Origin of the sequence: Niabella pedocola (assembly GCF_021044425.1) — a bacterium.
Lineage (GTDB): Bacteria > Bacteroidota > Bacteroidia > Chitinophagales > Chitinophagaceae > Niabella > Niabella pedocola.
Genome location: NZ_JAJNEC010000004.1, coordinates 682,101 through 696,315, shown reverse-complemented (window position 1 = coordinate 696,315; position 14,215 = coordinate 682,101). Strand labels below are relative to the sequence as shown.

At 47.5% G+C, this 14,215-nt stretch carries 7 protein-coding genes; 5 read left to right on the top strand and 2 right to left on the bottom strand.

The features are described from left to right. Window positions 1–78 precede the first annotated feature (78 nt). The gene (locus LQ567_RS06790) at window positions 79–1,419 is read left to right on the top strand and encodes a DegT/DnrJ/EryC1/StrS family aminotransferase (RefSeq protein WP_231003482.1); all 1,341 of its coding nucleotides are present in this window, start codon (window positions 79–81) and stop codon (window positions 1,417–1,419) included. Window positions 1,420–1,649: 230 nt separating this feature from the next. On the opposite strand, the gene LQ567_RS06785 is transcribed toward LQ567_RS06790, so the two are convergent. Next, on the bottom strand, window positions 1,650–2,399 hold the full coding sequence (locus LQ567_RS06785) for a DeoR/GlpR family DNA-binding transcription regulator (RefSeq protein ID WP_231003480.1): 750 nt from the start codon (window positions 2,397–2,399) through the stop codon (window positions 1,650–1,652). Between the two features lie 111 nt (window positions 2,400–2,510). Next, window positions 2,511–3,515 (bottom strand): Gfo/Idh/MocA family protein, encoded by a 1,005-nt coding sequence (locus tag LQ567_RS06780; protein ID WP_231003478.1) that lies wholly within the window; start codon window positions 3,513–3,515, stop codon window positions 2,511–2,513. Between the two features lie 494 nt (window positions 3,516–4,009). Here LQ567_RS06780 and LQ567_RS06775 point away from each other — a divergent pair, with 494 nt between their 5' ends. From LQ567_RS06775 to LQ567_RS06760, 4 genes are all read left to right on the top strand, one after another. Next, entirely contained in the window at window positions 4,010–7,165 is a 3,156-nt protein-coding gene (locus LQ567_RS06775) for a SusC/RagA family TonB-linked outer membrane protein (protein ID WP_231003476.1), read from the top strand. Between the two features lie 18 nt (window positions 7,166–7,183). Continuing rightward, entirely contained in the window at window positions 7,184–9,034 is a 1,851-nt protein-coding gene (locus LQ567_RS06770; RefSeq protein WP_231003474.1) for a RagB/SusD family nutrient uptake outer membrane protein, read from the top strand. A gap of 27 nt (window positions 9,035–9,061) precedes the next feature. Beyond that, window positions 9,062–10,144 carry a DUF5017 domain-containing protein gene (locus LQ567_RS06765; RefSeq protein WP_231003472.1) on the top strand — a complete coding sequence of 361 codons (1,083 nt, stop codon included), beginning with the start codon at window positions 9,062–9,064 and terminating at the stop codon, window positions 10,142–10,144. A gap of 809 nt (window positions 10,145–10,953) precedes the next feature. Continuing rightward, the gene (locus tag LQ567_RS06760; protein ID WP_231003470.1) at window positions 10,954–14,208 is read left to right on the top strand and encodes a SusC/RagA family TonB-linked outer membrane protein; all 3,255 of its coding nucleotides are present in this window, start codon (window positions 10,954–10,956) and stop codon (window positions 14,206–14,208) included. Window positions 14,209–14,215: the final 7 nt, after the last annotated feature.

Sequence of the window (14,215 nt, the reverse complement as noted above, 5' to 3'; positions counted from 1 at the left end):
AAACGGAATGCATATTGGCCGTATACGCCATCGTTTTAAGAACGTTTCAAAACCATAACATAATTAAATTTTGTAAGTATGAACAATAAAGGCCGCAGAAGTTTTATAAAAAAGTCAGCCGTTATCGGACTGGGAGCAACACTTAGCTTTGACAAAGTATTGCCTACTGTTTTCAACACCGGGGCAACGCCGGCCGTGCTGGGCGGAACGCCCCTGGTTAACGCGCCCTGGCCCAAGTGGCCCATTTGGAATAAGGAAACGGATGAACCGCTTGTTTTGGAAGCATTGCGCAGCGGCGTTTGGTCGCGGGCGGAGAAAGTGACCTTGTTTGAAAAAAAATGGGCCGCGCTGATGGGTGCCAAAAGAGCACTGACCACCGTTAATGGAACCAACGCGTTGATCACCGCGGTAGCACAATCGGATATTGGCGGCGGGGATGAGGTGATTTTACCACCCTATACGTTTATAGCCACCCTTACTGCGATCCTGAATGCCGGCGCCATGCCGGTATTTGCCGATGTGAACCCGGATACCTTCCTGATCGATCCGGAGGCTATCAGGAAAAAAATCACGCCCCGTACCCGGGCGATACTGCCGGTACATATTTGCGGGCTTCCTGCAGATATGGGGAGTATTATGCAGATTGCAAAACAACATAATCTGGTGGTTATTGAAGATGCCTGCCAGGCATGGCTGGCGGAGATCAATAATAAGAAGGTAGGTACTTTTGGCCATGCCGGATGTTTCAGCTTTCAGAATTCTAAAAACCTGCCGATAGGAGAAGGCGGTGCCATTGTAAGTGATGACGAGGTATTTATGGACCGGTGCGTATCTTATCATAATCTCGGGCTACCCTATGGAACCGCCTCTGCGCGTCCGGGCAGCAAACTGCGGTTAACGGAGTACCAGGCCGCAATAGGAATGGTGCAGATGGAACGGCTGTTGCCGCAAACAGAGACCCGGAATGAAAATGCCGGTTATCTAAGGCAGCAGATGAAGCAAATAAAAGGAATAGTACCGCATACCCTGAACGCCGGTGTAACAAAGGCGGCGTATCATCTGTTTCCGTTCCGGTATGATAAACGGCATTTTGCGGATCTTTCAAAAGCACAATTTATAAAAGCGTTACAGGCCGAAGGAATTCCTTGTTCGGGCGGGTACACCCCTTTAAATGCAGTGGAGAACCTGGGCAATACGTTTGAAACAAAGAACTATAAAAGAATGTATACCGCTCCTGAGCTGAGCTACGAGCGCTTTAAGGAAAATAACCAGTGTCCTAAAAATGAAAAGCTTTGCCAGGAAGCTGTTTGGTTACCGCAAAATGTATTGCTTGCCAATAGGGGAGGTATGGATATGATTATTTCGGCCATCCAGAAAATTCAGAAAAATGCTGCAGCCATCAATAAAAAGGGCGCGTAATCTTTTTGATCGGTGTTGATTGTTCTAGGTACCTCCCGGTGATGGTCATCTGCGCTTTCTATTAAGAAGAGACTGTATCAAAATGTGCTGCTGGTTTTGCCTGTGGGCAGATGCTGAAACAGGAACAGATCCCGAACCGCTCCGGAATCTGTTCCTGTTTCCATATCATTCACCCGTACCCCCAAATTTTAACACGATCCGGATGCGGGAATGTGTAGGATCTCCAAGTATTATAGCAATGTGAGATTGGTGTCCTGGTACCTGATCAGGCTGGGGTCATTGGGATCCAGTTCTGTGATCAGGTAATTGACCTGGTTCACATCGCAGATCTTAATGGTTTGAATGGTATTTAACTTTTCAGAAATGGTTACAACAGCCACTTTTTTAGCAGAACGGATCAGGGCCTTTTTAGCCTGAACCACTTCCCAGTCGAGATCGGTTAAGCCTTCAACCACCGAAAAGGCATTGGCACCAAGCAGGCACAGGTCCGCTTTGATTTCTGAAAGCTGGTTAATCATCCCCGACCCCACATGCAGGTTGGCGTTTTTCAACAATCGCCCCCCAATAGTGATTACCTCAATATTGTCAAATTCGGAAAGGGTAATGGCAATCTGGGGGCTAATAGTAAAAAAAGTGGCTTTCATATTTTTGGGGATCATTTTGGCCAATTCCAGTATGGTTGTTCCCCCTTCGGTAAGCACGGTTGAATTATTCTTTATCAGCCTCAGTGCCTTTTCCGCAATAATCTTTTTTGATTCCAGGGCGTATACTTCGTTTTGCCCGCTAAACGGCGATACAAAGGAAGGCCCAACGGCCCCGCCATGCACTTTTACCACTTTCCCTATTTCTGCCAATTCGATAATGTCCCGGCGGATGGTGTCGTCGGATACTTTCAGCTGCAAACTCAGGTCTGCACACAACACTTTATTGTGCAGGTTGATTTCCTTTAAAATGAACTTTTGCCGTTCGTCTTTACGCATAGTAATGATTTAGTTTCAAGCGGTTTTCATGTTAACAATCTATTTCTAAAACTGTTCAGGTTAATTTAATAGTAAATATATAGTATATATTGGAAATATGGGGCGCGTGCGCTATAGGGTGGTCTTGGCCAACGGTATATTCCGGCCCTGGCTGGCCTTGCTTTTAGCTGCCGCATCCATAAAAGCGTAAATTTCCAACGTTTCCTCGGCACTCACGGGAGGAGTACCGGTTTCAAAGAATTTTATGATTTCTTTTAGTAAAGGAACATAGCCGTCGTACCGGTCGAGGTACACAGTAGCGTTTTCTGCATGCACAATTCCTCCGTAATCGTGTTTGCCATTGCGCGTACCGCGAAAAACGCCAACCCTGCCATCGGCCCAGGTACCCACCACCACATCCGTGTCGGCAGTAGCCGTTTGACTTACACTTACACACCCGGTACCCATAACGGTATACAGCAGTTCCACACCGTGTATACCGTACCAGAACAAATCGGTATGGGACGCTTCTATTTTGGCAGGGCTAAAGGTGCTGGCGCCCAAAACCTTTCCGAAACTATGGTTGCGTGCCTGCTGTGCTTTTTCTATAAACCGTAATGAAGAGGCCGAGAACATTGGCGTATTGTATTGCCGGGCAAGTTTGTAGATGCTGATAACATCTGCGAGCCGGGCCGCGGCAGGTTTGTCGATAAATACCTTTTTCCCGCTTTTAAAAACTTTGGTGGCCTGTTCCAGGTGAAGGGCGCCGTCGTTGGTTTCGAGCAGTACCACATCGCAGTTCCTCAGCAATTCGTCGATAGAGCCGGCAATGGTAACTCCGTTCTCTTTTGCTTCCTTGGTGTACTGGCCGATGCGGCTGTAACTGCTTTCTATTGTCCGGCTGCCATACGGATAGGCAATAGAAACATAGTACCCGTTATAAGTGGCGGTTTGCTTTGTACTGTTTAACGCTTTAATAAATTCCGTAGCATGTGAGGTATCCAGCCCGATGATACCCACTCTCCGCATCGCTGCCGGGGTATTAAAAACCGTTGTAAAGCCGGATCCGAATGCGGCATACATGCCTGCTAAACCCGTTGTTTTAATGAAGTTCCTTCTGGAGGGATTCCTGTTCATACAAAGCGTTTAAATGATAAAAGAATTGAAAATTATTTAAAAAAATTAACTGGCACAGTACCGGATCGTTATGGGCCTACAAGATATCGGTTTTTTTGCGTAAAAAAAATAAAAATACCGCAAATAAAACGCAATAAAATGTTGTTTTTTTAATTTTTGCTGTTATATTGCGTATAATATCAATCGTGAAACCGCTAAAATAGCGCAAAATAATGGTTGCTACCTTGAAGGACATACTGAACCTGGGCTTTTTCGGACATCGGATAACATGCATTCAAAATAGACGACGCCTTGCTGCGCATAACGGCAGCTAAAAATACCGGATAAGGAAGCGCAAATCACTTCCTGTGATGAACGGCCGGAGCCCGATAGTTTATAAAAATGATGGAATGAACAGCTGGTTTGAGGGATTGGCTGCTGGTAGATCATCTGCCCTGGCCGTGGTGTGGCTTCCCGGCGATTTCGATGCTTTTAACTCTAAATAATCTCTATTTATGCGTATTCTCTTTGTAAAATTGCTTTTCTGCGTCGGCGTATGGATGTGGGGGATCTGCTCCGCGCATGGACAGGCGATCAAAGGCGTGGTTCGTGCAAAAACGGACAACCGGGCCCTGGAAGGCGTTAGTGTTCAAATAGCAGGTAAGCCTGCCACGCTAACCGCTACAAATGCCGAAGGCCATTATCAGTTAAATGGCGGCAGTACTGCGGACTCGGTACTGTTTTCGCACGTGGGTTTTGAACCCGTTACCATTGCAATAGCCGGCCAGTCAACCATCGACATGCAGCTGGTACCCGTGAATGCTTCCCTGGACCAGGTGGTGGTGATCGGCTACGGATCTGTGCGCAAACTGGATCTTACAGGTTCGGTGGGTACCGTTAATGTGGAAGATATGAAGAAAGCTCCGGTTCCTTCTTTTGCGCAGGCACTGGCGGGCAGGGTGGCAGGGGTACAGGTAAATAGTACGGACGGACAACCGGGGGGCGGAATGAATATCATGATCCGCGGAGCGGGCTCATTAACCCAAAGCACCACCCCGTTATATGTAGTGGATGGTTTCCCCATTGAGAATCTCGACCCCAATACCCTGAATATGGATGACATCGCATCGGTTTCGATCCTGAAAGATGCTTCTTCCACTTCAATTTATGGTTCGAGGGGCGCAAACGGAGTCGTGCTTATTCAAACGCGCAGGGGAAGGCAGGGAAAACCCGAGGTAACGCTCGGCGGTACCATGGGCTATCAGCTAAAGCCACCGTTGATTCCGGTAATGAGTCCTTATGAATTTGTGAAATACCAGATGGAGCTGAATCCTAATTCTTTTAATACACCCGCTTATACGGCACTGGGAAAAACGCTGGATGATTATAAAAATGTTCCGGGTATAAACTGGCAGGACCAGGTATTACAGACGGGTGTGTACCGGAATTATAACCTCGGGATCCGTGGCGGATCGGAACAAACCAAATACTCGGTGTCCGGATCGGTATTCAACCAGAAAGGCGTGATCATTAATACAGGAATGGACCGGTATACCGGGCGACTTGCATTGGACCAGGTCATTTCAGAAAAATTTAAAGTGGGTACCAATGTGGCACTTACACAAACCGACGTATACGGGCAACAGATCCGTTCCATCTACGGCGGTGGCAATGCCACGTCACCTGCACTCATCCGTGCCTGGATGTACCGGCCGGTGTCGGCTATCGAAGGACAAGACCTGCTGAGCGAAGACGCCGATCAGCAAGCAGTTAACAGCAGCGACTTCCGGATCAACCCGGTTACCGATCTGCAAAACCAGTACCAGCATACCATTCGCAACCAGCTGCAGGCGGATGCGTATGTGAGTTATGCCATTACTCCAAAACTGATTTTGAAATCGGCAGCAGGACTCATGCAATCCAATGTACGCAATGAACAATTTTATAATTCCAAAACAGCGCAGGGAAGTCCGTTGAACCCTTCCAACAAAAATGGCGTGTGGGGGAGTATGAGCAACAATAACTCCAATAGTTTCTTTAATGAAAACACACTCAACTATAAAACGCTTATCGGGCAGGATCATTCCATTAACGCGATGGCACTGTTTGGGGTTAACCAGTATAAAACGATGTACTCCTCTTTCACAGGTATCCAGCTTCCTAATGAAGTGAAGCGCATGGATGGCCTGGATGAGTCGTCGGGCGGCACTTTCACGTCGCCGAGTATTTATAATACCATCAATACGATGGTTTCTTACGCGGCAAGGATCGATTACAATTTCCGGTCAAAATACATGCTTACCGTAAACTTCAGAGCCGACGGATCTTCGAAGTTTTTTCAACCCTGGGGTTATTTTCCGGGTGGTGCCATCGCCTGGAATATGGGCCAGGAAGATTTTTTCCGGAAAGGTCTGCCCTTCATTACCAACTCCAAACTGCGGGCCAGCTACGGGCAGAACGGAAATAACCGCGTAGGGGATTATGATGCCTATGCAAAGCTGTCGCTCAACAATACCGGCCAGGGATATGCTTTCAACAACCAGGCACCCATCCCGGCGGCCTATTTATCCACGCTGGGAAACCTTCTGCTGCAGTGGGAAAAAACCGAACAGATCGACATCGGCTATGAAATCGGCATACTGGATAACCGGATCGGACTGGAAATAGACTGGTACCGCCGCACGGCATCCAACCTGCTGCTGAATACAGATCTGCCGCAGAGTTCCGGCTTTGGTTCGGCACAGGTTAATATCGGTAGTCTCCGGAATACCGGCTGGGAGTTTACCCTGAATACGACCAATATAAAAGCGACCGATTTTAACTGGACGAGCAGTTTCAATATCAGTTTTAATAAGAATAAAATTTTGTCGCTTGCCAACGGCCAGCCATCATTAAGCCGGGTACCAACCTATCTTTCCCAGTTTGGACAACCGCTGTATCTTTCCGAAGTAGGCAAACCGGTTGGAATGATGATCGGTTATATCTGGGACGGAAATTATCAGTACGAAGATTTTGATAATCCGGCTCCGGGTGTATACGTCCTTAAGAAGACCGTTTCCACAAATGGTACCGCACGCAATGTGGTGCAGCCGGGCGATATCAAACTCCGCGATTTAAATGGGGATGGCACCGTTAATGCTGCCGATATGACGATTATCGGGAGAGGGCAGCCGGCGCATATCGGTGGTTTTTCAAATAATTTAATGTACAAGGGCTTTTCCCTGAACGTCTTTTTTCAATGGTCCTATGGCAATGATGTGTACAATGCCAACCGGCTGTTGCTGGAAGGCAATAGCAACGGCTTTGCCAATATCAATCAATACGCCAGTTACGCAAACCGGTGGACTCCGGACAATCCCACGAATGAAAATTACCGCACCAGGGGGCAGGGGTTTATCGGTTATTTTTCTTCCAAGAATGTGGAGGACGGTTCCTATTTACGGTTGAAAACAGTATCCCTGTCGTATTCACTTCCCGCCAAGCTGATCCGGAAGGCCTATCTGAAAAACCTTTCAGTGGATCTTTCTGCACAGAACCTGATTACCTGGACCAACTATTCCGGGCTTGATCCGGAGGTGTCTACTGCCGATAATGTATTGATGCCCGGCTACGATTTTTCTGCGTACCCCAATGTGCGCACCATTGTATTTGGTTTGAAAGCAACTTTTTAATCACCTTATTTTTTAACAATGAACCGGAAATATTATATACTGATCTTATTCCTTTCCGTTGCAGGCCTGGGAGGCTGTAAGAAATTCCTGCAGCCCGGCCCTACGGATTTTTTAAGTACCACCACCTATTATAAAACAGAGCAGCAGCTGAATTTTGCACTGTCGGGTGTATACAATACAGTAGGCAATGGCGGTTTCTGGGGCAGCTATGCCAATTATCTCCTGGATTGGGAGGCCGATATCGCTTATATGAACCGGCTTACATTAAACGGTCCTTTTAACTTTAATTATTCGGCGTCTGATCCCTATATGACGGGGCTTTGGACCACGTTATGGGATGGTATTAACCGGGCAAATGTGCTGCTTGAAAATTTGGATAAGAACCCGGATATCCCGCAGGCCGCAAGAGACCGGGTAAGAGGAGAAACCCTGTTTTTAAGAGGCTATTATTATTTTACATTGGTGCAATATTGGGGTGGGGTGCCGTTGAAGCTGGCATCTACCAAATCGCCGTCAGAAGTATCGGTAGCCCGGGTATCCGCAAAAGAAGTGTATGACCAGGTTCTGTCGGATATGACGGCCGCCGAGCCATTGGTGCGGGATATCAAAAGCCTCGGCTTTTCCGGTGCCGTCAATAAATCTGCAGTGCGTGGAATGCTGGCAAGGGTTTGCCTGACCATGGCCGGTGAACCCCTGAAGGATGTAACGAAGTACCAGGATGCAAAAATGTGGGCTAAAAAAGTAATGGACGACACGCAGGCCGGGCATAGTCTCAATCCCAGTTATGCCAATATTTTTATTACACTGGCGCAGGATAAGTATGACACGAAGGAGAATTTATGGGAAGCAGAATTTTATGGCAATAATGTTGATCCGGCTACCATGGCTTTTGCGGAGTGGACCAATATCGGGTATATTAACGGACCGCAATCAGCGGCGGGTTCTGCTACCGGCAACGGTGCAGCTTACATGAACATTACGGCAAAGTTTTATAACGCCTTTGAAAGCGGCGACCTGAGAAAATGGTGGAGTGTGGCCCATTTTACCTACGTGAATTCAGCGGTGAACGGGGAGAAGTTAATGAGTTCCCCGCCGGCTACCGAAAGAGATAAATGGTATTTGTTTCCCGCGAAATGGCGGCGCGAATATGAGGCCATACCAAGAGGGACCTCCGTAGTGTCTGCCACCAATATGCCCATCATCAGGTATTCCGATATCCTCCTGATGTTTGCAGAAGCGGATAATGAAATAAACGGTACTCCTACAGCTGATGCCATTGAGGCAGTGAACCTGGTAAGAAGACGCGCCTGGTCTACGGGTGTTAAATCCATTGCCGTTACCAATGGGGGAAGCGGCTACACAAGTGCCCCTTCGGTAACCATTGCTGCGGGCGACGGAAGCAGTGCGGAGGCTACGGCGGTAGTTCAGGGCGGCGCCGTGGTGGAGATCAATTTAAACAGGGACCCAACCGGCACCCGGTTCTTTAAAGAAGGCAGTTATACCAGCACACCGTTGGTTACCATCTCCGGTGGTGGAGGTTCCGGTGCTGCCGCTGTAGCCACCATTTACAAGGCGGCGGATGGAGAAGTGCCTGCTGCTGCACGGGCTTCCAAAACAGCCTTCCGCGCTTTCATCCAGGATGAACGTATGCGGGAATTTAATATGGAAGGATGCCGGAAGGCCGACCTGCTTCGCTGGGGCATCTTCCTGAACGTAAACCAGGATATGGGCAACCAGGCGCAGCAGGATGCACCCGGTGCAGGCTTTGTGCTTTCCTTTACACGGGCTTCTGCCAGGGACGTACTGATGCCCATACCGGAGAAGGAGATGATCAATAATTTAAAAATGACTCAAAACCCGGGTTGGTAATGCAGGCCTGGTTTAAAAATAAGCATTATGAAAATTAGCAATTGGATATTGATGGCCGGCGTACTTTTGGTGTCTTGTCAAAAAAAACTCGCGGAAGTGGCCACTCCCGATTTTGATGTAACGACCACCGAGTTATCGGTTAAGGCCGGCGCTCCTGCCGTTTTTAAATTTTCGGGTACGGCAACCATGGTTTCATTTTACCCGGGAGAAGTTTACAAGGACTATGCGTATAAGGATGGCAGAATGATTGATGCGGCCGGCAAGGGCCTTACGCTGAGTTTTTCCAGTGGAGTGGCTGCCGGCAACCCGGCAGGAACCCAGGCCAACCAGTTCTCGGTGTTGCTTTCTACAGACTTCAACGGAAATTATGCAGATCTGGCTGGCGTGAAAGCTGCCACCTGGATCAATATCACGGATAGTTTTACCCTGGCTAATTCAGCAACGATGGTGGCAACGCGCACGGTTGATCTTTCTAAATACGTGGTTGCCGGAAAGCCGGTTTATTTTGCACTGCGGTATATCAACCGGCCCCAGGTGGCCAATGGGTATGCCCGGCAATGGATCGTGGAAAATTTTTTATTGAAAAGCATCAACGCAACAGTAAACGGTGCGGTTATTACCCTGGCAGACCAGGCGCTTGCCGGTTTCCGGATCGTGGATGAAAACCCTGTAAATGCAAAAGCCCGGTCTACGATCACCAATACCAGGGTAACCCTGTACGGGCCGGTATACAAGAATCCAGCGGATCCTATTTATGACCCCAATAATCCGCTGTTTGATCCGAAGAACCCGATCTATGATCCCAAAAGTCCGCAGTACAACCCGGGAGCCGTATTACCGGTATATGTACCTTATGATCCCAATAGTCCGTTTAATGATCCTTACAGTGAGAACTGGGCGGTTTCGGCACCCATTACCCTGGGTACGGTTGAGCTTGGAAAAGACTGGTCCATTCCGGTTCGGACGTCTGTCTATGGGGCCATGCCAACGGCTTACAGTTATACCTATACAACGCCCGGCCGGTATGAAGCGGTTTTTGTGGCTGCCAACAATACCATTGAAGCGGAAGCGTCGGTGGTGAAAAAAGTGGTGGTCAATGTAACGCCCTGATAAAGCAGCCCGGTCATCACAGCGTTGCATACCAGGAGTTTGCTGTTGGTAACCTTTCTTTAGAGGGTTCGTTAAAGAACGTATAGCAGAAAAGTCCGGGACGATTAGTTGTAGCAGCAGCCAGACACGACCCGGTAGCATGTATACAAGATGCATCATTAGATGTATTGTCATTATTCCCGATGGGTATTCCGGATCCGGTGTCATTTCCTTAAGCGCTTTTTTTAATTGCCGCAGATCCGCTGATTGCGCCTGCAGGATGTTCGCTGCGATATTGTTGCGTATTATTTAACCCGTACCAGATTTGCCCATCTGCGACCCTAATTGATCCGGATCCGGTAACGTACACATTATCCTGTAAGCCGGAAAAGCGGCCTTACATTCAGTATCTAATCCAATGATTTTAAATGAAATAGTTTCCCTGTTAGCGGCTATTCAGGTGCAGGTAGAAATAGGCGAGTCGGTTTGTTTGCGTAAAATAAAATATAAATCCGCAAAAAATCCGCAAAAAAGTTGTTTTTGATAGTTTTTGCTGTTATCTTGCGTGTAGTACTGGTTGTAAAACCGCTAAAAAACTGCAGAAATGACGATTGCCAATTGCTTGCTGAAATTTTCGGAGCCTTTTTCGTGCTCATTAAAAATGATTCTTTTCATTTTATTAATGGCTGGGTTTTATGAAAGTCACGCGTATATAACCTAAACACTTTTTTACGCAGGTATTTTTTTATAAACCGGCCTTTATGTATTTGATGAGGTAAGGCATCTCCGGCCTCGGTAATAATGGATAGAGGACAAATAATCAAAGTAAAATGAAAGAACGTAAAAATTACGCCAAATACCAAAATGACCTCATGAGGATTTGTTGCTTCAATTTTTTTAACACCAGAACTTTATTGTGTTCCCTGCTTTTTTTATTGATATTAAAGCCGGCCACAGGGGCTGCACAGGAAGATAAAGTGCTTACAGGTCGCATCGTTGATGAAATAGGCGTAGGTATTATCGGCGCCAGTGTGGTTATAAAAGGAACAACTACGGGTACGAACACGGACATGGCCGGTAAGTTCTCGCTTAAGCTTCCCGCAGACAAAGCCGTGCTGGTGGTTACCTATGTGGGCTATGAAGAACGGGAAGTGCCCGTATCGTTTTCCACACAAAAGAATATGGAAATTGCCTTAAAGGCGGTTTCCAAAAGCGAGGACGATGTAGTGGTGGTGGCCTATGGAAAACAGAAGAAGGAGAGCGTGGTAAGTGCGATTACCACAGTAAATCCATCTAGCTTAAGAGTGCCGTCGAGTAACCTTACAACGGCTTTTGCCGGAAGGCTGGCGGGGGTGATCGCTTATCAGCGTTCGGGTGAGCCGGGACTGGATAACGCGGAATTCTTTATCCGTGGTATTACCAGTTTTAGTTCTTCCGGTAAAAAGAATCCGCTGATCCTGATCGATGGTATTGAAATGGAACCGAACGATCTGGCCCGGATCAACGTGGACGATATCGCTTCGTTCTCTATTATGAAAGATGCCAATGCCGCCGCGCTCTATGGTGCCCGTGGGGCGAACGGGGTGATCCTTGTAACCACCAAGGAAGGGAAGGTAGATAAGTTGGGTATCAGCCTGCGGGCAGAACAATCCAATTCTTATAATTCGGAACTGGTGAAACTAGCTGATCCAATCACCTATATGAAATTGCATAACGAAGCGGTAAGAACCCGGGATGCGATGGTGCCATTGCCGTACAGTTTGTCAAAGATCAGGGAAACAGAACTGGGATCTAATCCTGTTTTATATCCTTCGGTAAACTGGTATGACTACCTGATAAAAAATAAGGCTGTAAACAGGCGCGCCAACCTGAATATAACCGGTGGCGGACAAACGGTGCTCTACTACCTGGCCGCCAACTACCAGAATGATCAGGGAATCATAAAAGAAAGTCCTGAAAACCTGATAAAAAATAATATTAATATTGATCGGTTTCAATTGCGCTCCAATGTAACGATCAAATTCACGCCAACCACTACAGCTGTAATCAGGGCCTACGGTTCGTTTGACGATCTGAGTGGGCCCACATCTGGCGGTGCTGCTGTATTTCAGTCGGCTCGTAATGCTTCGCCTGTGAAGTTTTTGCCTTACTATCCGGCGGACTCGGCCAACGAATTTTCCAAACATGTTCTCTTTGGGAATAATATGGAGCTGAATTTACTGAACCCCGCCGCAGATCTTGCCAGTAACTTTATGGAACAGAAATCTTCCATGATGCTGTTGCAGCTGGAAATGGAACATAAGTTCAGTGGGTCTTTAAAAGGATTAACAGCCCGGGGAATTTATAATGTGACCCGGAAAGCACTCTATCAACAATCGCGCGGTTATAATCCGTTTTATTACATGCCGGCCACAACCCTTGACGGATCGTATCAGCTGGTAGCACTGAATCCTGATAAGGGTACGGAATACCTGGGGTACAGCCCAGGCAACCGGACTGTAGGTGCGATCCAGTATGGTGAAGTGCGCCTGGGATATAACAGAACGTTTAATGATGTGCACGACCTGAATGTGACCCTCGTAGAAACCCTTCGGTCTGCCAGCCAGGTTGCTCCCCGGGTGCTTAGCAATGGAACCGTACTTACTGACGGGCAACAGCTCCAGGCCTCGCTGCCGCAGCGGAATATTTCTTCCGCCGGACGGCTGGCTTATGGGTATGACTCCCGCTATTTTGCAGAATTCAATTTTGGGTATAACGGAAGTGAACGCTTCGCTAAGAAGAATCGCTGGGGATTCTTTCCTTCTATAGGTGCCGGATGGGTGGTGAGTAACGAATCTTTCATGCAAAATGCGAAGGACGTAATCAGTACGTTGAAGATCAGTGCAACTTATGGAAAAGTTGGTAATGACCAGATCGGCGGAACCAACACCAGCGGCGATGATCTGATCAATAATGTGGTAGATCGCTTCTTCTACCTGCCGCAGGTGGAAATGAATGGTACCGGCTATTGGTTCGGATATAACCGGGCATACCGGGAGGGGATTGCCATCGGCCGGTATGGAAATGATCTGATCACATGGGAAATTGCCAAAAAAACCAATGTCAGACTGGAACTGGGACTGTTTAGGAATTTTACAATGATCACCGATTTCTTTGCCGAAACCCGTGAAAACATTTTGCAGAAGCGGGCGGATATCCCTACTACCATGGGATTGCGTGTGATTCCCTGGGCAAATGTAGGGGTGGCACAGGGTAAGGGCTTTGAAACAGAGATCAAGTATGATAAAACCTTCGGAACCGATTTCTCCTTGCAGGTAAACGGAACCTTCACCTATGCATCCAGCAAGTTTAAAAAGTATGAAGAGCCGGATTATAGCGATGTTCCCTGGAGATCCCGAGTTGGATTAAAGCTGGCTCAGCCGATCGGGTTAATTGCGGAGCGTTTGTTTATCGACGATGATGATGTAAAAAATGCACCACGGCAGCTCTTTGGTGAGTATGGCGCCGGTGATATCAAATACAAGGATATCAACGGAGATGGTCAGATTGATGCAAATGATATGGTTCCCATTGGTTATCCAACCGTTCCTGAGATCATTTTCGGCGGAGGATTTACCGCTGTGTACAAATCATTTGATCTTTCGCTGTTCTTTCAGGGATCGGGCCGTTCTTCCTTCTTCATCGATCCGGAAAAGATCACACCATTTGTAAGTAACGGTCAAAGAGCCTTACTGCAGTATATCGCCGATGATCATTGGTCTGAAAATAACCGGGATCTGCATGCCTTCTGGCCGCGGTTGTCCGAGTATCTGATTGCAAATAACGGCCAGCCAAGTAAGAATATTATCAGTACCTACTGGCTTCGCGACGGATCGTTCGTGCGATTGAAGTCCGGAGAGTTTGGGTATACCCTGCCCGAAAGGCTTACTCGAAAAGCCCATATCCAACGGCTGCGTTTATACCTGAATGGAACCAATCTTTGGGTGTGGTCTAAATTCAAGATGTGGGATCCGGAGATGGCTGGAAATGGTTTGGGATATCCTGTACAGCGGGTTGTCAATTTTGGTCTGAATGTTACTTTTTAATTACTGC

Excerpts from the sequence above, each read along its gene's own strand:
- LQ567_RS06760 (WP_231003470.1), top strand. The coding sequence starts at position 10,954 with ATGAAAGAACGTAAAAATTACGCCAAATACCAAAATGACCTCATGAGG.
- LQ567_RS06775 (WP_231003476.1), top strand. The coding sequence starts at position 4,010 with ATGCGTATTCTCTTTGTAAAATTGCTTTTCTGCGTCGGCGTATGGATG.
- LQ567_RS06780 (WP_231003478.1), bottom strand. The coding sequence starts at position 3,515 with ATGAACAGGAATCCCTCCAGAAGGAACTTCATTAAAACAACGGGTTTA.
- LQ567_RS06785 (WP_231003480.1), bottom strand. The coding sequence starts at position 2,399 with ATGCGTAAAGACGAACGGCAAAAGTTCATTTTAAAGGAAATCAACCTG.
- LQ567_RS06765 (WP_231003472.1), top strand. The coding sequence starts at position 9,062 with ATGAAAATTAGCAATTGGATATTGATGGCCGGCGTACTTTTGGTGTCT.
- LQ567_RS06790 (WP_231003482.1), top strand. The coding sequence starts at position 79 with ATGAACAATAAAGGCCGCAGAAGTTTTATAAAAAAGTCAGCCGTTATC.
- LQ567_RS06770 (WP_231003474.1), top strand. The coding sequence starts at position 7,184 with ATGAACCGGAAATATTATATACTGATCTTATTCCTTTCCGTTGCAGGC.